General features: G+C 45.9%; 20 protein-coding genes. 3 read left to right on the top strand and 17 right to left on the bottom strand.

From position 1 onward, the window contains the following. Positions 1–16 precede the first annotated feature (16 nt). From DWB64_RS06895 to DWB64_RS06935, 9 genes are read right to left on the bottom strand one after another with little or no spacing between them, the layout of a single operon-like run. Positions 17–799: an undecaprenyl-diphosphate phosphatase gene (locus DWB64_RS06895; RefSeq protein WP_129487477.1), complete on the bottom strand. Its 783-nt coding sequence runs from the start codon at positions 797–799 to the stop codon at positions 17–19. Then, positions 793–1,869, bottom strand: a complete 1,077-nt coding sequence (gene cobD, locus DWB64_RS06900; RefSeq protein WP_164980285.1) for a threonine-phosphate decarboxylase CobD — start codon at positions 1,867–1,869, stop codon at positions 793–795. Before cobD ends, DWB64_RS06895 begins: the two co-directional genes overlap by 7 nt. After that, positions 1,869–2,813 carry an adenosylcobinamide-phosphate synthase CbiB gene (gene cbiB / locus DWB64_RS06905; protein ID WP_129487479.1) on the bottom strand — a complete coding sequence of 315 codons (945 nt, stop codon included), beginning with the start codon at positions 2,811–2,813 and terminating at the stop codon, positions 1,869–1,871. Before cbiB ends, cobD begins: the two co-directional genes overlap by 1 nt. After that, positions 2,807–4,336, bottom strand: coding sequence for a cobyric acid synthase (locus tag DWB64_RS06910; RefSeq protein WP_129487480.1), 1,530 nt, complete (start codon positions 4,334–4,336; stop codon positions 2,807–2,809). The genes cbiB and DWB64_RS06910 overlap by 7 nt, the downstream gene beginning before the upstream one ends. Further along, positions 4,329–5,699 (bottom strand): cobyrinate a,c-diamide synthase, encoded by a 1,371-nt coding sequence (locus DWB64_RS06915; protein ID WP_129487481.1) that lies wholly within the window; start codon positions 5,697–5,699, stop codon positions 4,329–4,331. The genes DWB64_RS06910 and DWB64_RS06915 overlap by 8 nt, the downstream gene beginning before the upstream one ends. Positions 5,700–5,716: 17 nt before the next feature. Beyond that, positions 5,717–6,304 carry a histidine phosphatase family protein gene (locus tag DWB64_RS06920; protein ID WP_164980286.1) on the bottom strand — a complete coding sequence of 196 codons (588 nt, stop codon included), beginning with the start codon at positions 6,302–6,304 and terminating at the stop codon, positions 5,717–5,719. After that, positions 6,304–7,050 (bottom strand): adenosylcobinamide-GDP ribazoletransferase, encoded by a 747-nt coding sequence (gene cobS, locus DWB64_RS06925; protein WP_164980287.1) that lies wholly within the window; start codon positions 7,048–7,050, stop codon positions 6,304–6,306. The genes DWB64_RS06920 and cobS overlap by 1 nt, the downstream gene beginning before the upstream one ends. Beyond that, positions 7,047–7,622, bottom strand: coding sequence for a bifunctional adenosylcobinamide kinase/adenosylcobinamide-phosphate guanylyltransferase (cobU, locus tag DWB64_RS06930; RefSeq protein ID WP_129487484.1), 576 nt, complete (start codon positions 7,620–7,622; stop codon positions 7,047–7,049). The genes cobS and cobU overlap by 4 nt, the downstream gene beginning before the upstream one ends. A gap of 9 nt (positions 7,623–7,631) precedes the next feature. Then, positions 7,632–8,099, bottom strand: a complete 468-nt coding sequence (locus DWB64_RS06935; RefSeq protein ID WP_164980288.1) for an adenylyltransferase/cytidyltransferase family protein — start codon at positions 8,097–8,099, stop codon at positions 7,632–7,634. Positions 8,100–8,257: 158 nt separating this feature from the next. Here DWB64_RS06935 and DWB64_RS06940 point away from each other — a divergent pair, with 158 nt between their 5' ends. Next, on the top strand, positions 8,258–8,458 hold the full coding sequence (locus tag DWB64_RS06940) for a hypothetical protein (protein ID WP_129487486.1): 201 nt from the start codon (positions 8,258–8,260) through the stop codon (positions 8,456–8,458). 36 nt (positions 8,459–8,494) lie between these two features. After that, positions 8,495–8,692: a hypothetical protein gene (locus DWB64_RS06945; protein WP_129487487.1), complete on the top strand. Its 198-nt coding sequence runs from the start codon at positions 8,495–8,497 to the stop codon at positions 8,690–8,692. On the opposite strand, the gene DWB64_RS06950 is transcribed toward DWB64_RS06945, so the two are convergent. The 6 genes from DWB64_RS06950 to DWB64_RS06975 form a co-directional block, all read right to left on the bottom strand. After that, on the bottom strand, positions 8,679–9,503 hold the full coding sequence (locus tag DWB64_RS06950) for a type II CAAX endopeptidase family protein (RefSeq protein WP_129487488.1): 825 nt from the start codon (positions 9,501–9,503) through the stop codon (positions 8,679–8,681). The genes DWB64_RS06945 and DWB64_RS06950 overlap by 14 nt on opposite strands. Positions 9,504–9,596: 93 nt before the next feature. Next, positions 9,597–10,844 (bottom strand): DUF1015 domain-containing protein, encoded by a 1,248-nt coding sequence (locus DWB64_RS06955; protein ID WP_129487489.1) that lies wholly within the window; start codon positions 10,842–10,844, stop codon positions 9,597–9,599. Between the two features lie 112 nt (positions 10,845–10,956). Then, complete coding sequence (locus DWB64_RS06960) at positions 10,957–11,862, bottom strand: D-2-hydroxyacid dehydrogenase (RefSeq protein WP_129487490.1); 906 nt, start codon at positions 11,860–11,862, stop codon at positions 10,957–10,959. Positions 11,863–11,892: 30 nt separating this feature from the next. Then, entirely contained in the window at positions 11,893–12,966 is a 1,074-nt protein-coding gene (locus DWB64_RS06965; RefSeq protein ID WP_129487491.1) for an alanine--glyoxylate aminotransferase family protein, read from the bottom strand. A 311-nt stretch (positions 12,967–13,277) separates the two neighbouring features. Further along, entirely contained in the window at positions 13,278–13,685 is a 408-nt protein-coding gene (locus tag DWB64_RS06970) for a hypothetical protein (protein WP_129487492.1), read from the bottom strand. 82 nt (positions 13,686–13,767) lie between these two features. Beyond that, entirely contained in the window at positions 13,768–15,114 is a 1,347-nt protein-coding gene (locus tag DWB64_RS06975; protein ID WP_164980289.1) for a CCA tRNA nucleotidyltransferase, read from the bottom strand. A gap of 162 nt (positions 15,115–15,276) precedes the next feature. Between DWB64_RS06975 and DWB64_RS06980 the strand changes: the two genes are divergently transcribed. After that, positions 15,277–17,736 (top strand): EAL domain-containing protein, encoded by a 2,460-nt coding sequence (locus DWB64_RS06980; RefSeq protein ID WP_129487494.1) that lies wholly within the window; start codon positions 15,277–15,279, stop codon positions 17,734–17,736. A gap of 93 nt (positions 17,737–17,829) precedes the next feature. Here the strand turns inward: DWB64_RS06980 and DWB64_RS06985 are convergent, their stop codons facing one another. Continuing rightward, positions 17,830–19,170, bottom strand: coding sequence for a TldD/PmbA family protein (locus tag DWB64_RS06985; RefSeq protein WP_129487495.1), 1,341 nt, complete (start codon positions 19,168–19,170; stop codon positions 17,830–17,832). A 1-nt stretch (position 19,171) separates the two neighbouring features. Next, positions 19,172–20,608 (bottom strand): TldD/PmbA family protein, encoded by a 1,437-nt coding sequence (locus DWB64_RS06990; protein ID WP_164980290.1) that lies wholly within the window; start codon positions 20,606–20,608, stop codon positions 19,172–19,174. Positions 20,609–20,852: the final 244 nt, after the last annotated feature.

The following is a 20,852-nucleotide window of genomic DNA, read 5'->3' on the forward strand; positions in this document are numbered from 1 at the left end:
TCCTTTGTGCTGACAACTATGCTAACAACAAAACAAGAATACCAAGTACTATCCTATAATAAGCGAAGGGTCTGAATGTGTGTTTCTTAATGAAGCTCATGAACGCGGCGATGACAAGATAGGCCACAACGAAGGAGACAAAGGTTCCTACAGCGAGTATGCTCCACTGCTCCGATGTGAAATCGACACCGTATTTGATCAGCTTGATCAGTCCGGCTCCCCCAAGTACGGGTATCGCCATAAAGAATGAAAACTCTGCAGCTACCTTTCTTGACGCGCCCATGATCAGTCCGCCGATGATCGTCATCGCCGAACGCGACATGCCAGGAATCAGTGCCAGGCACTGAAATGCTCCGATAGCCAGTATCTTCGGATAACTGATCTTATTGATCTCATCTATCGTCAGCTTATCACCTGTAGGTTTGTCGATCAAAAGGATCCAAATCGCACCGACAACCAGGGCGATCGCCACTACTGTCGGGTTAAATAGATATTCATCGATCTTATCTTCGAACAGGACACCGATAATTCCAGCAGGCAAGATGCCGAGGACAACTCTTGACCAAAGGGAGGCGAACTGCGTCATATCTTTCTTTTTTGTGCTTTTGGGCACCAGATCCTTAAAGAAGTAGATGACCACCGACAAGATGGCACCCATCTGAATCACCACGCTGAACACGTTGGCGAAGGGTCCTTCAAAGGACAGCAGGTGATTGGTCAGAATCAGATGCCCCGTAGACGAGACCGGTAAAAATTCAGTCAGACCCTCGATGATGCCTAATATAATCGCTTTTAACATGTAGTTTCCTCCATAATCCTATTTAAGGCGAATAACAATCGCTCATTTTCCATTCTTGTACGCACCGCAATGCGGTAGATGTTCTCCCGTATGCCGTTATAGTTCTCACAGCTTCTCACAAGTATCTTATATGGAGCCATCGCCTGATCCAGCGGATGCCTGATAGGGGATTTTATCAAGAGATAGTTGACACATGACTTGTAGTAATGGATCCCTAAACCCTCAAGTCCCTTCTCGATAAACTTTCTTTCGGTATCCACATACCTTCTCGTCCGGTCATGAAAATCCTTATCCTTTAACCCCTCGATGACAACACCTGCCGCCAGCACGTTGATATGCCAGACGGGCATCGTTTCTGTCAAGGATTCGACAAGCCTTTGATTGTCCGACATCAGGTAACCCAACCGAAGGCCGGGTATACCGAAGAACTTCGTCGCAGATCTTAGGATAATCACGTTTGGACACTGGCTTAACATGTCGACCACGCTGTTTTTTTCGCCTTCTATGGTAAAATCGATAAAGGCCTCGTCAATGATACAGGTCGTATTCTTATGTAAAATGCTCATTTTTTCCTTTAAAGCATCCGTACAGATTTTTTTGCCTGTAGGATTGTTGGGATTGCAGACAAAAATGACATCCACCCCCTCTGAATCGTCAAAAAGACGGTCCAGGTCGACTGTAAGACACTCACTAGCTGTGCCGATGAGTTCGATTTCAGCCCCTACCGAGCAAAGCGCCTTCTCATATTCACCGAAGGTAGGCGCTGTCAGCCTTGCCGTTTTCGGTTTCAAATATCTGATTAGGGCATGGATCAGCTCTGTGGCTCCGTTACCGAGCACAAGCTGCTCCCGATTCGTCTGATGGTAGTTGCATATCGCTTCTTTAAGTTCGTGATACTCCACATCGGGGTAATGAAGTATCTGTTTCATATACGGAGCGGTCCATCTGTTAAGGAGCTCAACTGTCACCAGCGGATTGATATTCGCACTAAAATCGAGCACCTCATCGATATCCACACCCCACTCGTGGGCAGCCCTATAGACCGCCCCACCATGTTCGAATTTCTTCATCATCTGACCACCATCTGTATTAAAACCGCTACCATCCACATCATCACAGAAGTATGTAGGATATAGCGCATCACTTTCCCTATATGTGCCTCCGATATCGGATGATTTTCATATCCGATAAAAGGCTTCTCACTTTTCACTCCAAAATAAAAGGTCGGACCGCTGAGCTTGATTTCAAGGGCTCCCGCCACCGCCGATTCTGTGCACCCAGCGTTGGGACTTGCATGATACCCTCTATGAGCCTTATAGCATTTAAGACTGTCCTTGACATTATCCTTACTGATAAGTGCTGCGAGCATGATAAGCCCCGCCGCGATTCTTGCAGGAATGAAATTCGCCGCATCGTCAAGATAGGCCGCCGCTCTTCCAAAGTAAAGATAGCGGTCGTTCTTATAGGCGATCATGCTGTCCATCGTATTGATCGCCTTATAGACGACAATCCCCGTCAGACCGAACAAAGCATAATAGAACACCGGTGCGACGATCGCATCGGTGATATTCTCTGTCAAAGTCTCTACAGCAGCCTTTTTGATGTCTTGCATCGTAAGCGACCCCGTGTCCCTACTCACCAGATAACCGATTTCTTCCTGCGCCTTTTTCAAATCATCTGATGCGATCACTTTGAGTATCCTCGCACCTTCGTCGTAAAGACATCTGGTGGCAAGCAGCTGATAGACAAGTAGCGCTTCAATCACCCACGTGAAGTTTCCAAGCAGATACAGGCATGCGGCGATTACAGCGGTATAGACCCAAGCACTGACAAGGATCACACTTATGACCAGTACTGCTCCAAGTGCGAGCTTACTCAGGTTCGAGTGTTCGCTTTTATTAAGCTTTCTATCTAAAAATCCGATCAGCAGTCCAATAAGCCGGACAGGATGCCATGAGTAAATCGGATCACCTAAAAAGGCGTCGAGCATCATGGCAAGTGTGAGCGTTAGCACGAATGCCACCCATCGATGATGTCCATGATCGCGTCCATATCAAGGTGTGCCTTCATCTGGTTGGCAAGTTTCTCATATTCGAGTTCCTTATATGCTTCAAAGGTATCTACAGAACTAGCCATGTCATCAAGACCCTTTTCTCTTCGAATGATGTTTAAAAGTGTTCTTACAAAGGCCACCTCGTCAAAGATGCCATGCAGATAGGTACCGAAAACGGATCCATCGGATCTGACCGCTCCATCCGCCCTGTCCACATCGACATTCAGTTCCTTATTGATGCGTAGGACATGTGCCGAGTCCCCGCTAAGTTCAGATTGCCCCATATGGATCTCATACCCGCTAACCGGCATATGACTTAAGGGTTCCAACCTGCCTGGAAGTGATGCCATTTTCGCCTTCACCTGCGTCGTCGTTTTTTCAGGCTCGAAAGTCGTGGTGATTCCAAGCAGCCCCAGTCCGTTCACAGCCTCTACAGAAGACTCCGTTCCGTGGGGATCGCTTATTCTCTCTCCCAGCATCTGGTAACCGCCGCAGATACCGATGACAAGCGCGCCGTTTCGATGCGCCCTAAGTATTTGCTCGGCAAGACCCGTCCTGTGAAGATACACCATGTCCTCGATCGTATTCTTCGATCCTGGGATGATCAGAATATCAGGATTTCCGATGCTGTCGCCGCGCATGACGTATTTTAAGTTCACATCCTCCTGCGTTTCAAAGATGTTGAAGTCTGTAAAATTGGAGACATGCGGTAAGTAAAGGACCTCCACAGTAACCTCGGCTCCGTTGTTCGATTTTCTTCTAAAGCGTTCCGCCAAGCTGTCTTCGTCTTCAATTTTCAAGTCCATGTAAGGCAGTACGCCAAGAACAGGAACCTTCGCAAGTTCTTCAAACATCCTAAGTCCTGGCTTAAGAATCTCCACATCTCCTCTGAACTTGTTGATGATCACGCCTTTTACACGTTTTCTTTCTTCTTCCTCAAGTAGCAGGATGGTTCCATAAAGCGAAGCGAACACTCCGCCCCTATCGATGTCTCCTACGAGGATGACAGGCGAATCCGAAAGCTCCGCCATTCCCATGTTCACCAAATCGCCTTCCCTTAAGTTGATTTCAGCAGGCGAACCGGCACCTTCGAGGACGATATAGTCATAATCCGATGCAAGCTTGTCATAGGTCTCTTTGACCATGACCTTAAGTTCAGGTTTGAACTCGTGGTATTCGACGGCTGACATGTTCTTGTATACTTTACCGTTTAGGATGACCTGCGATTTTTTATCGGTGGACGGCTTAAGCAGGATCGGATTCATCAGCACATCAGGTACGATGCCTGCGGCTTCCGCCTGTACGACCTGGGCCCTACCCATTTCGTCCCCTTTTTCTGTGATAAACGAATTTAGAGCCATATTTTGCGACTTAAAGGGCGCAACCTTAAATCCCGCCTGTTTCAGCACGCGGCAAAGACCTGCCGTGAGTATGCTCTTACCTACGCTTGATGCTGTTCCCTGAATCATTACCGATTTAGCCATTGGCTGTTCTCCTTTTACGTATGCATTCTAAAAGCGGCTCCAAGACCTCTTGTCTGTTTCCAAAGTGTAGATGGGCGTATGCGCCTAAGGTATGGTTCACATACGCACCGCATCGCCATGTTTTTGTAGACCGGTAGGACTTCTTTACGGTGTAGCACAGGTCTGTGTCGTTCCAGTCCACTGTCGAGCGGTGAAACTCATGACCCTTTAGCTCTGTGCCCTTCACACCTAGGATCGTATCCTCATTCAGGTGTACATCCACATAACCGAAGCGCTGAAGTTTTTCAGTCATCCTTGCCCTTCCATCAAATACGCCTACCATCTCATATGCTGTGCCGTTCATGTCCTCTATCGAACGGGTCAAATACATCATCCCTCCGCATTCCGCGTAGATGGGCAGACCCTCTTGGCTCGACTTTCTTATTTCTTTTAAAAGTGCTTTATTTTCAGAAAGTGCTTTCGCATGAAGCTCAGGGTACCCGCCTCCGATATAAATCGCATCGATGTCTTTAGGCAGCGATGTGTCTTTTATCGGTGAAAAGGGGACCAGCTCCATACCCGCACGTCTCATTGTATCCAAATTATCCTGATAGTAAAAATAGAATGCCGCGTCCATTGCAACAGCAATCCTATACTCTGCTTTTGCTTCTAAAAATATCGCTACCGGTTGTGAAACATACTCGAAATCCGATTTTAACAGTTCTTCATAATCGACCGTATGGTCTGTGTGTGTCTTTAAAAAATCAAGCATCCCGCTAAGGTTCTCCACTTCGCTCGCAGGCTTAAGTCCCAGATGCCTGCTGTCAAGGTCGATGGATGCATGTTTTTCGATGTAACCTAAGGTCTTTACACCCGTATAGCGTTCGATCGGTTCTTTCAAAAGCGAATAGTGCATTCCAGAACCCACCTTGTTCACAAGCACTCCCTTCAGGTCTACCCGCTCGTCAAAAAGCTTGAATCCAAGCACGCTTGCCGCAAGTGTTGTGGCCACACCGCTGCCGTCCACAATCAGAATCACGGGAATACCGAGTATTCTTGATAGATGGGCCGCACTTCCGTTGTCAAGGTTCGAATCCCCGCCATCGAACATTCCCATCACACCTTCCACGACTCCGACGTCCACACCCTGCATATGCCTGTGAAAGGATTCTCTCACGCCCTCTTGACCCATCATATGGAGGTCGAGGTTGATAGAAGGTCTGCCGGTTACAAAGGCATGAAAGGTAGGGTCCAGATAGTCCGGCCCACATTTAAAGGCCTGTACCGTGAGTCCCTTGGATTTTAAAACGTGCATCAGCGTGGAAGTGACCGTAGTCTTGCCCACATTGCTCGACGCGCCTGCGACCATAAATGCAACTGCCATGATGTCTCCTTTGCATGCTAACCGTTCAACATGTCCAGATAGCTGTATTCCTTATCGATGACTATTTTTTGAATCTTCGCGTTTCTGATGTTAAAGGCAGACGACTTTCTTATGTCGCCGACCAGCCATTTGGCCAGGATATTTCCGATCACACCCGCATGTGCGACCACTAGGACAGTGTCACAGTCCTTGAGATGTGTCTCAATCGAATCCTCCACACGAACGAGCATATCGGCGATCGATTCACCGCCCGGATAGCGAAATCGTGTAGGGTCGCTAAACCAAGTCTCCAACAATTCAGAGTAGTCCCTTTCAAGGTCGTCCATCGTGAGACCTTCCCAGTCGCCTAAATGGACCTCCCTCAGCCTCTCGTCCACCGTCACAGGTAGATTTAAGGTGGTACCCATGGCTAGGGCCGTGTCGTGCGCTCTCAAAAGATCCGATGAGACAATTTTACTTATCTTTTTAAATTCCTTTATCCTTTGTGATACTTCTCTTGCCTGTTCATTCCCTTTTGCTGTCAGAGGACAGTCCGACCAGCCCGCAAAGCGCTTCTCCAGGTTGAAGGTCGATTCGCCGTGCCTTACAAAATAGATCGTTTTCATTAAAACCACCATAAGGAAACCGCGACAAGCGTCACAAGACCGAACACCACCTCGTTAAGTTCGATGATCGCGCCTAGAACATCCCCTGTGATGCCGTCTATCTTCTTATTGCTTTCACTTATCAACAGATGGGTGAATAAGAAAGAAATTATAATCGCGACAGGCATATAGCCGATTTTCAGCATTAAAAGCAGAGGCAATATCATGTTCACCGCCATCTCCTTACCTGACGCCTGCCCGATGAAGAGGTTTCCCATACCTTGTTCCCTTGGGGTTGTGCCCCGCCAAAAGGCATATACGACAGCAGCTCTTGCAACCAAAGGCATGGCAAAGATCGCCCAAAAGAGCCCGTAATCGACCATCAGCTTGAATCCTACCGTCTTTAGGGCAAGAACAAAGATAAGTGCGATCACCCCGTTGGATCCTATTCTCGAATCCTTCATGATCTCAAGCATTCTTTTGGGTTCGCGGTTGCTCAGCAGTCCGTCCGCGCTATCAGCGACGCCGTCCAGATGAAGGCCGCCTGTAAAGAGCACATGCAGCATGGTAAGTAGTATCCCGGACATCCACGGATCGTTCAGGTACCTGTATAACCAGAAGGCGATTCCAGTGAGCATCAAACCTAAAATAGCACCTACTGCGCTAAACCAGTAGATGCCCTTTTTAAAATCAGTCTCGTCGCATTCGATGACGACATTGATTGGAATTCTCGTTAAGAACTGCAGCATCAAAATAAGCGGTTTCATCCTATCACCTCTCCCTTTTTGATATGCATCGCCTGTCCGCAGACAACCAGATAGACATCGTCGCATAAATTACCAAGCTGTTGGTTGACCCTGCCTGCGATGTCCCTATAGACCCTGGCGATCTTGTTTTCCGGTACGATGCCAAGTCCGACCTCATTGGTCACAAGAACGACATTGTCATCAGCAAGTCTCATGGCCTGAACCATCAGGTCGATCTGCTCAGCGATCATACGCTCTATGCCTTCTATGCCGTCAAAATCAAGGGTATCGTAATCCGGCATGTCCTTAAACATCAGATTGGTCACAAGCAGCGTGATGCAGTCCAATATGTATGCGTCGTAGTTTCCAGTCCTCTTCGCTATATGAAGGTGAATGTCCTCATAAGCTTCAAGGGTGTCCCAGTCGCTCGGCCTTTGCTCCTTATGTTTTTTTATCCGGTCGATCATGCCCTCGTCAAAAGGAATCGATGTCGCGATGTAGCATATGTTATCACCGAAGCTTGCGACCAATTTTTCGGCAAAGGTGCTTTTTCCGCTTCTGGCACCACCGGTGACTAAAGTCAATCTTCCCACTGTCTACTCCTAACTAAACCCATAATATGCTTTTACCTCTTCTGTCAGATACTCTCCATATTCCTTCGGATTCTTTCTGATTTCTGTCGCACTGATCGGTAAAGAACACCGGTCGGGTTCATAGCTGATATGTTCGATACCCATGTAGTTCGCTAAAAAATCGCCATGCGCCTCAGAAGAGATGAAGGCGTCGATATCCGGATACCGGCTTGCAATGGCTTCACACCATTTTAACATATCTTCCTCACCGAAACCGCCATCATGGGGCAAGTCATGTCTAAATATTTCAACCGTCACCGCTTGGTCTTTATAGTGCGACTGCAACCATTTCTCTCGTACTTCTACAGGTATCTCTTCGTCTTTTTTTGTTACGATAAGGACAATTAGATGATCCACCTTGGTCAGGCCGAATTCAATCAGTGCGATGTGTCCCTTATGAAAGGGCATAAACTTACCCATTACGAGCCCAGTTGTCATCTTCATCCTCCTTGGTCGGGTGCTTTCGTTCTTGATTTTACAGTTTTTAAAATCAGGTGCTATACTTGTTACATAAGAGTAACACACATTACAGTTTCAACATTTGAATTTTCTGACAATTCGGATTATCCTTAATATAATAAGAGGGGGACGAATCCGTGACAAGAATCTTCAAATCAATCTATAAGGAAGTGAAATTCCATATCAAGCAGTGCGATCCGGAATACTTGGGAAAGATCATTCCGTGCATCTTCTTCATCGGACTTCTGGTGTACTGGTGCGGACCGCTTATCGTTGTCGCCCTGATGTATCCAATCTTACTGGCGTTTGCCATTTCATTTGTTATCGGATTATTGTAGCTATGTCAGGCAAGTTAACTGTCAAAAGGAGAAAGTATGAAAGTCTTTCGTTCCATCTTCACCGAAGTACGGTACCAGATCAAAGTATCCAGCCCCGAATACCTTAGCAGAATCATACCCTGTCTTCTCTTTTTCGGACTCCTTGTCTACATGCTGGGCTTTTACAATGTCTTTTTAACCATGATCCCCATACTGCTCGCCTTTGGGATAGGTGTCGTCGTCAGTCTGATTTGACGTCTTTAGAAAGCGACCTATACATGCTTTTTACAGTCAGTAGGATCACAAGGGCAGATCCAGCCGCAGGAATCCAAAGAATCCTATTCGGTTCGATACTGCCATAAGACAATGCGCTCACCATGATCACTGAAAAGTTATAGAAAAAGTGCATGAACATCGAGTACCACAACCTGCCTGTCTTGTAATAGATCCATCCAGCCATGATTCCCAGTAACGATGCCGCGACAAATTGATGGATATTCATATGAAAAGCACCAAAGAGAACACCGCTAAGCACGATTCCGATCATGGGATTGTGCTTTTTTAGCATTCCACGCAAAAGAATTCCCCTAAAGATGATTTCTTCAAAAACAGGTGCGACGACTAGGATCAGCACTAGGCCAATCATCGGGAACTGCTGGAGTGTCTGCGAGAATTTTTCAAGCGCCTCAGAAACTTCAATCGGGGCCATCATCGGCGAGATAAAGGCCGTGACGAACACCGCAAGAAAAAAGCTTAAGAGCATGATGTGGTTTTTGGCCGATCGATGCCCGAGTGTTCTTTTTTTAAAGTCAAATGCAAAGCCTTTTCTGAGAAAAGCCCATCTGATAAAGATGTAATATCCGGTGACCTGCAAGGCTGCCCCTGCTAAAAACGATGCTAAGAGCGAAACACTGTCGATCCACTTCATCGGTAGGTACACGACAATGCTGATCGAAATCTGAAGAACCAATAGCACCATCACATAAAAGAGAGCTCCATACCAAGCCAATCCAAATTCCTTATCTTCAATTTTAGTTGTTTGACCGATCACATTCATTTTTGCCATCCTTTTCTTCTAAGTCCCCACTTATTATAGCAAGAATAGCGGACAATAAAAATAGGCTACCTCAAATAACATGAGGTAGCCATCTTCAACCGACTAGTCGGCTAATTTGTGAACAAATAGTCCAGATCTGAGTTTTGGCTCAAACCAAGTTGATTTTGGAGGCATTACTTCGCCAGCGTCTGCGATAGCGATAAGGTCGTCCATCGTAGTCGGGTACATGCTGAATGCAACCGCCATATCCACCGTGCAACGTCTCTCAAGTTCTTCAAGACCTCTGATACCGCCGATGAAGTCGATTCTGTTATCCGTTCTTGGGTTTTCGATTCCTAAAACAGGATTTAAAAGGTTTTCTTGAAGAATGGAAACATCAAGTCTTCCTACAGGGTCATTCATATCGTAAATGCCTTCTTTTGCTGTAAGTTTGTACCATTTGCCTTCAAGGTGCATGCCGTATGTCTTAGCGACCATAGGCTTGTACACTTCAGTACCAACTTCTTCAACATCAAACTTTTCTTTGATCATGTTGAAGAACTCTTCTGTAGAGTGACCGTTTAAATCTTGAACCACACGGTTGTAGTCCATGATGAACAGATCCTCATCCGGGAAGATAACCGACATGAAGAAGTTGAACTCCTCTTCACCTGTGTAGTTAGGGAACTCTTCACGACGCTTCATACCTACTTTAACAGAAGATGCCGATCTGTGGTGACCGTCAGCGATGTAAAGATAGTCGATACCGGCAAAGATTTCCTCGATGCGGCTATTCACTTCTTCACTTGTGATCTCCCAGACGATATGTGTGATTTCATCATCAGAGATGAAGTTATATACAGGTTTGTGGAACTTGATCCATTCGTTTACCATGTGGTTGATCTCGTCGTTCTTCTTGTAAGTCAGGAAGATCGGCGCTGTGTTGGCATCACAGTAATCAAAGTTGTTGATTCTGTCCTGCTCTTTAACAGGGCGAGTGAATTCGTGTTTTTTTATCGTGTCGTTCATGTACTCGTCAATCGAGTTGCAACCTACGATACCAGTTTGAACACGGCCCCACATCAATTGTCTGTAGATGTAAAAACGTGGAGTCTCATCTTGAACCAAAATACCGTCTTCTTGGAACTTGTCTAGGTTCTTTCTAGCAGTCTGATACACAAGCGGATCGTACGCGTCCATCTCATCCGGTACATCCATTTCAGAACGAACAACATGTAGGAATGAATCAGGATTTCCTTCAGCCATTTTTTTCGCTTCAGGTCTGTTCATTACGTCGTATGGTAAACAAGCTACTTTTTCGACGATATCTTGTCTTGGTCTTAATGATTTAAAAGGTCTAACTACTGCCATAATAATCCTCCAAAATAATTCACTTTAGTGTATGAAAGCGATTGCCCGCCAGTTAAATAGATACCGCTCAGCTCAGCTGAGCGGTACTTTGTTAGCTAAAACTTCTACAGCCTTATTTGAAAAAACCTGTAATCGTATCAACCGTCTCTTGACCGATGCGCTCCTGCGCTTCAGCAGTCGAGGCACCGATATGAGGTGTTAAAGAAATTCTGTCATGCGTATAGATCGCTTCGTTCTTTGATGGTTCCTCTTCAAACACATCAAGTGCGGCAGCTGTGATCTTACCGCTGTCAAGGGCTCTAAGAAGTGCCGCTTCATCAACTACTCCACCACGAGCGCAGTTGATCAGGTAAGCGCCGTCTTTCATGATCTCGAATTGAGCATCTGAAATTGTCGCACCCTTATCTTTAAAGAACGGGATATGAAGCGATAGGAAATCCGCACATTTTAGTACATCATCAAATGCCATAGAAGTGAATCCTTCTACGCCGGCATCACCCATCAAGTCATAATACACGACGTCCATGCCGATAGCTTTTGCACGTTTTGCAGTCTCACGGGCGATTCTACCAAAACCGATAAGGCCTAGTGTTTTTCCGCCAAGTTCGATACCCGCATAGGCGTTCTTGTTCCATTCACCTTTTCTCATCGTCACATTCGCCATGTGAAGGTGACGGGCCAATGTGAACATATGTCCGATTGTAAGTTCAGCAACTGATGCCGAGCTTGAGTTAGGCGTGTTCCTAACTGCAATGCCTTTTGACTCAGCGTATAGGTGATCGATATTGTCGATACCCACGCCCGCACGGATGACAAGCTTCAGTGTTCCGCCTGCTACCTGGTCGATAAGGGCTTCTCTAACTTTTGTTTTTGAACGTACGATAAGCACGTTCACTTCTTTTAATTTTTCAACCAGCGCTTCACCTTCGAAGTACTCGGTGATCACTTCGTGTCCCAAGTCTCTAAGTGCTTGTGCAGCCGATTTGTCCATACCGTCATTTGCTAATATTTTAAGCATTGGAATCCTCCTAAGATTAAAGCTTATCGACTATTCAAGACCCAAGATGTCTTCGATTTCTCTAAGTAATTCTTGTAGTGTTTCCATTTGAGTATCAGCCATATGCGCGATTCTGAAAGTTTTTTCCTTAAGGTCGCCGTAGCCGTTTGAAATCATCCAACCGCGTTTTGCAAGCTCTTTATTTAGGTCAGCGACGCTGATTTCTTTTGTGTTCCACATTGTAGTAAGCGTGTTCGACGCGTATTGTCTTTCTGGAAGCATTTTAAAGTGTTTATCCGCCCAAGCTCTTACCACTTCAGCCATTTCAAAATGTCTGTTGAATCTATTTTCGATACCTTCCACTTCAACGATTTGCTCCAACTGATAATCTAGTGCGAACATGTGGGCAAGTGATGGAGTAGATGGGTACTGGTATGCGCTTCTAACTTTATCGACAACTTCTACTAAGTCAAGGTATAACCCTCTGTTTTCAACAGTCTTTGCTCTCTCATACGCTCTGTTTGAAACAGATGCGATTGCAAGACCCGCAGGAAGACCTAAACATTTTTGAGTAGATGTTATACACATGTCGATGCCCCACTCGTCAACAGGCACTTTCGCGCCGCCAAGTGAAGATACCGTATCCACACAGAACATGACCTCTGGGTATTTCGCTACCACTTTAGCGATTTCTCCCACTGGGTTCATGATACCTGTAGACGTTTCATTATGCGTTACAGTCACGACATCATATTTTCCTGTAGCAAGTGCTTCTTCAACCATTTCAGGTGTTGTAGGTGCTGCGGTTTCAGACTTGAACTTGTCAGCAGGAATACCGTTAGCCGTACACATTTTAAACCATCTGTCGCCAAATGCGCCGACTGAGAACACTGCCGCACGTTTTTTTGTAAGTGACTTCACAGCCATCTCCATCAAACCGCTACCTGAGGTAGTGCTTAAGATAATGTCGTTTTCAGTGAACATCAACTTTTGCATTCTTTTAGAAATACGTTCTTGAAGCTCAGTAGCCTCTTTACCTCTGTGACTGATTTGCGGCGTAGCCATTTTTTGAAGAACATCCTCACGAACGTCTACTGGACCAGGAATAAACAATTTTTTATGCATGTCATGACCTCCCATTTTTTATATGATGTGATGTAGAGCGTTTCTACTTTCACATACAACCATTTTATCTACACATCAAAAGTGATGTGCACCCACATTTATGATAGCACGCCAGCAAACCTCACTCAACAAAAACAAGCGGGGAAATCGTTAACCTTCGTTAACAAATTGCACAGGCAAACGTTTTCACGGCGTTTTAAAAAATAACCCAATGCTTTGAGTTATCTTAATAATTTATCAGCCTCATTATACCAAAGTAACTGTCAAATGCAACCGAATATTGATATCTTTTGTTTTAATAGAGTAAAGCGCTAATAGAACATCCAGCTATCGGAATTCGACAGTCTGAATCTGAAATGCCCTTCGTAGTCCTCTTTTTCAAATACGTAGGCGAAGTCGCTGAATCTCACATGAATGATTTCACCTTCCTTCGTTATTATTCTACCGTAGTAGTCACCATCCCAAGTGAGTTTATCGTCATCATGTGTGATGCTCTTGAAGAACAGGTTGGGTTCCTCAACGGTCTTAAGAATGACCTTTTCAAGATCCGTCGCTTCCATCATCCGTCCCTGCGCGTAGGAAACATCATAGACGATGATCGATTCGGCGTCTTTGGCAAAAGCCACCTTGCCGCTGTTCTCCCAACTTCTGAACACCGAGAAAACAATAAAAACACCTACAATCATCGAAAACATCTTCATTAAATCGTCTTTACCCATAACCATTCTCTCCGTTCCATAGTTCCTATCAGCATATCTGATAGACAAAGTATTCCTGTATTATTCTATCATCTTGAAAAGGTCAATTTTGTGATTTTTCTGTAATCTTTTCAATCCATTCCTCACTGAGCTTAAGCAAGGTCTCAATTCGGTTCATTTCTGAAGAATGCAGGCATATTTCGACCAGATGTTCAAGTAGCGGGCTAAGTAGCCTCGGATTAGCCTTCAACTGTTCAAACCTATCCATCAGGAGGTTGCCGTCAATTGAAAGCGCGCTTCTGTCGAAGACCTGCGGAGATTTTCTTATGGTCGCTACAAGCTCCTTAAGCTCTATGTAATAAGCGTCGTCTTCGAGCGTACCGGTACCTTTCGCGTCCGCCAATAAGAAGAGCCGCATGTCATCCACTTTTTCAGGTCCTATCTTTCTCATCCACTTCTTTACCGCTCTCTCCGTCAAAACCGGCATGCTCATATGATGTGCTATATAAAGAAGTATTTCTTCAGATAGCGCCGTACTCATCTTGAGTCTCTTGCAAATATTTGCAGCGCTTTCAAGGGAGAGTTTCTCATGTCTGTAAAAATGCCCGATTCCCTTGTCATCCAGTTCAAAGGTGGCGGGCTTACCGATATCATGAAGCAGGGCGGCCCACCTAAGGGCCGCAGTGTTTGGCGTGTTTACCACCACCTGTTTGGTATGTTCAAAGACCGTCCATTTATGGCACGGATGATGCTGCTCAAAGCCGATACAAGGAACCATTTCGGGCAGTATTTCATTTAAGAGACCACACTCGTTCAGAAGTTCCAGTCCAAGATCCGCCCTATCAGAAAGCAGGATCTTGTTCATCTCGACAAAAATCCGCTCCACACTGACTCCCATAAGGCTTGTATCGTTTTTTATCGCCCGTATGATCTCAACATCCAGATCAAAGCCTTTCTGAGCTGCGAAACGAATCGCCCTAAGTTTTCTTAACCGGTCCTCATTGAACCGTTCTTCCGCTTTTCCTACAGTCCTGATCAGCTTTTTCCTGATATCGGATTTTCCTCTAAAGGGGTCCACAATTTCACCCTGCTCAGACATGGCCATCGCGTTCATGGTAAAATCCCTGCGGGACAGGTCTTCGACAATCGATCCTGAAAAGGTAACAACACTCGGCCTTCTGCCATCCATGTATCCTGAGTCTTTTCTGAAAGTCGTCACTTCAAAATCCGAACCGTCCAGGATTACAGTCACCGTGCCAAAGTCGATTCCTGTGGGGATGCAGTTATTAAAAATGGCCATCACCTCATCCGGAAGCGCTCCCGTCGCAATATCAAAGTCATTAGGTTCCACATTCATATAAATATCACGGACGCATCCACCGACAAGGTAGGCTTCATATCCCTTTCTTTTCAACTGCCCGACAATCCATTTAGCCCCATCCAAACTCATCCCATCACCCCTTTTGACCATTGTATCACATTTTGCTGGTCGCTAGCTGCACAAGGCTCACCGGTCAGTGAGTTTGACCTTTCACTTTATACGGCGTCTCTAGTGAATCTTCGGTTATTATAAAAAATACAGGGTATCAAAGTATCAAAAGGTGGTGAGCGCATGTTCAATAGCATTCATAAGCAGATTCTATCAACTCTCATACTTGTCAGTCTCCTCAACATTCTATTTTTAGGAACTATCACATTGGTCTATGGAAACAATGCGCTTCGGGAATCTACCGTGACAAGCGCCCGGTTTGCCCGTGAAGCGATGGTCCAGACACTCGAAAAGGACATCACCTCTGCAGATAAGATTATCAGTTCATTGACTTCACTTATCGATGACGAGTTAGATCCTACAAGAATCCACGATCCGGACTACTTGCAGTTTCTGATGGATAGCTGGGATTCTCATGTCAAGAGACTTGCTCAAAACCACTTGTTAAGTCACACGGCCTACATCTACCTCAATCCCGAACTGACAGGAAGAGTCTTTGATATCTTTTATGCGGATCAGAACGGTGATGCTTTGGTGGAACGTCAATCGAACATTCCTCTTTCCTATTTTCGTGAGGGTCCCCTTCCTACCGATGCGAAACAGTGGTGGTTCGAAGCAATTGACAAAAATACCTCGAATTGGACCAGACCCTATTCCTGGACATTCGATAACGGTAAGGCAATAGAGGTCGTTTCACTGACCAAGGCTTACCATATCGACGGAACCTTGTTCGCAGTCGTCGGAACCGAGATCACCTATGAGAATGTCAAACGTGCGACCACAGAAATGCGACTGCTTGACAACGGCTACGCTTTTTTGCTGAACGGTGAAAGAGAACCCCTTATTTACCCCGATGACGGCACTTATGCCTATTTCAAGGCGGCTTTCGACGAGGTCGTACCCGCTGAACTAAGTGAATTCAACTATAAGATCAAAAATCAGAAAAAACATGCTTTTACACAAACACTCGGCAACGGATGGATCTTGGGTGTTCAGTTCACATCAAAGGACTTTTTCACACCAGGAAGGCAATATATCCTGATTATCGCAGGCACCATGTTTCTCTCACTGATCCAATCCATCCTCTTCGCCCATTTCATGAGCAGGTATCTGTCAAAGCCTTTACTGGATATCTCCTCACTTTTACAAAACAGCTCACCTGTCAGCGGCGATTTGAGTATTCCAAAAACCATCATAGCAAGGCAGGATGAAATCGGCATCGTAGCGAAATCGCTGGTCATCATGTCAGAGGACATCAAATCACACATCAAGATCATCAATAGACAAAGTTCGAATTTGCAGTTCTTAAAGCAGTTCGATGAGCTGACCGGATTACCAAATGAAACACACTTTAAAAAAATAGTTGCGAATAGCATTCTCGCAAGCCCTGAAACTCAACGCTTTATCATCATCATAAATATCGACGGTTTTAGACTGCTAAACGGATTGTTCGGAGTGCATGTCTGCAATCAGCTCCTCACGAGCGTAGCCGAAAGACTGGAATCACTCAAAAAGGAGAACTACCAGATCAGCAGGCTCAGCGGTGACGAGTTCATCCTGTGCCATCAGGCCCTGCAGCCGGTTCCTCTCATCGTCAGCCACCTGCAAAGCATGCTGGGCGGGGTCTACCATATCGGTGATGAGACGATCCATATTTCTGTCAGCATCGGGATCAGTACCTATCCGGCCCATAGCGAGGATATCTCCCAACTCATAAAATTCGCTACGATCGCTCTGAATCACTGCAAGGTAAACAAGGAAAGCGACTGGTCGGTTTACGCTCCTTCTGTAGCGGACCTTTCTTCCGAGCAGTTTCAAATGCTCAGAGAACTAAAAGAAGCCATTTTAAAAGATGAGTTCATTCTCAATATCCAGCCACAGTTCAATGTGAACACGGGTAAGATCGTCGGTGGAGAAGTCCTTTTAAGATGGTTCAATAAAAATCAGTACGTGCCTCCCAACATCTTTATTCCTCTATCAGAGGAATCAAAGCAGATTCTACCCATCGGTGAGTTCGTACTCAAGGAGACCATAAAAATTCAACGCGATCTAAAGTCAAAAGGCATCCACATCAGGCTGGCTGTCAACATTTCGGTTCAACAGCTGACTTGGCAGCAGATCTACCACCAGCTTAAATATGCCATGTCGCCTTTTGGCCTAAGACCTGAGGACCTTTCGCTTGAAATTACAGAAAGTACCCTCCTGCATGCCAATCAAGAAGCCCGCGAAGTCCTTCATGCCCTGCGTCAGGACGGATTCAGAATTGAAGTGGACGATTTCGGCACAGGGTACTCTTCGCTAAGCTATATCAAGAAGTTCGATTTTGACACCTTAAAGTTGGATCGTATGTTCATTAAGGACTACCCCCACAGCGACGACGGAGCGATCGCCTCGATGATTGTCACACTGGCAAATAAGCTTAAGGTCAATCTGATTGCTGAAGGCATGGAGAATGTGGATCAGGTGAATTTCTTGAAGGAAAGCGGCTGCGAAATCATGCAGGGCTATTATTTCAGCAGACCGCTTGAGGTGAAAGAGTTTGTCAGATTACTCGAAGAACAGGCAAGGGATGCAAGCGACTGAAGATGCAAAGCAAGCACCTAAAAAAGGCGTTGAAAGGGAGTTTATCGCCTTTCAACGCCTTTGTTTTTATTGACTCGGTAAGACAGTCTAGTCCTATTCTTCGATAGTGGTTCTTCCTGTAAACACAAAATCCTTGACTCTCATTCCAGGTACGAGGTTTGTACCAAAGAAGCTAGGAGCTGTGATTCTTTCCTCAGAAACCGCATCCACATTTTTAAGGATCCGTTCTATCGAATCTGTGAACCTCAGGTTTTTCACAGCACCGACGATTTTACCGTCCTCTACGAGGAAAAGACCGTCTCTTGTAAGTGCTGTCAGCTGGCCTGCGATCGGATCCACGACATTCATATAGTGGAACCTGCTGACCAAGAGACCTCTCTTAAGACCCTTGATCAGATCACTGCCGGTTTGGTTTCCCTTATCGACTACGATATTAAAAGGTATGCCGCCCTCGCCCTTGTAGCCCATTGAATGACCTGTAGTGCTGACACCGGCATGTTTGGCGGTTTGAGTATCGTGGGCGATCCCTTTAAACTCACCTTTATCAATGACGTTTAGCACTTGTCTTTCGTAGCCCTCAAAATCAAAGGCAAGACCCGACACTTCCTTATTGGTATGGTCGTCAGTCATCGTCACAAGCGGGCTTGCAACCGCCTTTCCTACTTTGCCCGTAAAAGGACTCAGACCGTCTTCATGGTATTTGGCGTTGGATCCCAGATAGGCCGTATAAGAAACCAGATCGTTCACAGCAAGGGGTTCGAGCACCACATCATATACGCCCGGTTCGATACTGATGCTGTTCTGTCCAAGTATGGCCTTTTCGAGGGCGAATTTTACAATTTCATCGAAGTGTAGCGAGTCAGGTGTGGTGAACACGCAGTCGTTAAATCCGCTAGCTCCACTTTCGTGAAGTACCATCACCTCGACATGGGCGTTCGATCCGGACTGGTAACGTCTTACGCCGTGCGAATTGCCCCAGGCATAGACCGTATGCTTCACTTCAAAGGCTCCAGCCAGTTCAAATCCATCTTCAAGCACTTCCACTGCAGCCTTTACCGCCTTCGCCCTTTGTGAGATTCCCCACTTGCTCTCAAACCCTAGGTCCAGGTCCTCCACTTCAATCGGAGCAAGGTCCTTTAACTCTTCAAAAGCCATGCCGCTCGGCTGCAATAAGGGCAGTTTCAGTTCGGCGCTGTTAAGCGCTGCAAGAATCGCATCGTCATCCAAGACGTTTGTAGAGACATTCGCCAGCTTCTCACCGTCGAAAACGACAATGTTCACTTCAGCATCCTCTGTAGCCACATTTTGATGGATTTCTGAATGCGCATACCTTGTAAGTCCCGTCTCATTGGCGGCGATGGTCACCGTCGTGTAGAATCTTGACGATTTCGTGATCAGATCTATGATTTCATATGCTCTATTTTTAGATAACATCTTACACACCTACCTTTACATTTCTAAATCTTGCAGGAGAGGATCCATGCGCGACATGCGCGACCTGCATAGGCTGTCCCTTACCGCAGTTTGGAGTTCCAAACACCTTCCAGTAATTCTTGTTCGCGACGCCATCGCAGCTTGCCCAGAACTCAGGAGTGATACCTGAGTAGACAGGGTTCTTGAAAATCTTGCCTGTCAGTTTTCCGTTTTTGATTTCGTAGGCGATCTCTGTTGCGAACTGGAAGTTGACCCTCATATCGTCGATGCTCCAACTCTTGTTGGTCTTCAGGTAAAGTCCGTCCTCTATTCCACCGATCAGTTCGAACAACTCGAAGTCACCGGGAAGAAGACTGATATTGTTCATTCTCACGATCGGAAGGTTCTGCCATCCGTCCGCGCGGTTGGCTCCGTTCGAAACGCTTCCGAACACACTTGCCGTATCCCTAGAGGTGATCACATCCTTCAAGATGCCCTTATCAATTAAAGTGACACTCATCGCCTTTACGCCGTCATCGTCGTACCCGTAGGTTCCAAGGGCTCCGCTTGTCAGAGCGTCAGAAACCACAGTGACATGCTCGGAACCGTATTTGAAGCCCTCTTTCACCATGGACTCAGTGACAAAGCTGCCTCCTGCGAATGCGAGTTCGGATCCGTAGATCCTATCCAGTTCAAGGGGGTGCCCGATGCTCTCATGGATCTGAAGCTGCATCTGATCGCTGTCGATCAGCACATCATATACGCCTTTAGGGCATTCCTCTGCCCTAACAAGATTATATGCCTGTATGGAGATTTGAGCGGCATAGTTTAGCATGTCGAGATCCTCTACATATTCGTAGCCTCCTGTACCGAAATCTCCTTCAAAGCTGTTTGGATAACTTCTTACCTGCGTATCCCCTTCGTGGGTCGCGTAGGCCTTGATACCGCCACCTGACTCATAAAGGGTCTGCGTGATAAAGCTTCCTTCAGAATCCGCATAGACCTTATCTTGTAATTGGAAGATCATGATGCCTTCTGTTTTAGAAAGCTCCGCAGAAGTCGCCATCGCGCGTTCGCACTTTATAAGGTAGTCCACCTTGTGTTCAAGCGGCACTTTAAATGGGTCGATTTTTATGGGTGTGACATAATGGTCTTCAAACACTTCTTTCTTTGAATACGTGATCGCAGTCTTCTGAAGTTCTCTGCTCGCTTTTGCTATTTCCAGGGCTTTCGCTGCCGTTTTTTCCAAGTCCACCGTGTCCTGGCTTGAGGCGAATCCCAAGGATCCGTCGTAGATGACTCTGACTCCGACACCTCTTGATCTTGAGTTCGCAATGTTCTTAACCTTTTGATTCTCCGTCTCGATCTGCTCGACGAGCGTATCCACGAGCCGTATATCCGCATATTCAGCACCTGCTGATTGCAGATACTTAAGTACTGCCTGCATTTCAGTTTTCATATGTACCTCCATCCTTAATAACCGCTATAAAATCCTACTATTACCTTACCACATTTTATGAATTTCTACACAAATAAAGCCCGCACTATTTGAGTATAATCAACCTTGTCATTTTTTTTGTAACATGATAAACTACTCGGAGATTAATAACAGACAGTTCGTAACCATCCTGTCTATAACTAAAACTAGGCCAGGCGCACTCCAGCAGTGTGTCTAGTCCCTAGTGGGCTTTTTTTTATTGCCC

Source organism: Fusibacter sp. A1 (genome assembly GCF_004125825.1).
GTDB lineage: Bacteria > Bacillota > Clostridia > Peptostreptococcales > Acidaminobacteraceae > QQWI01.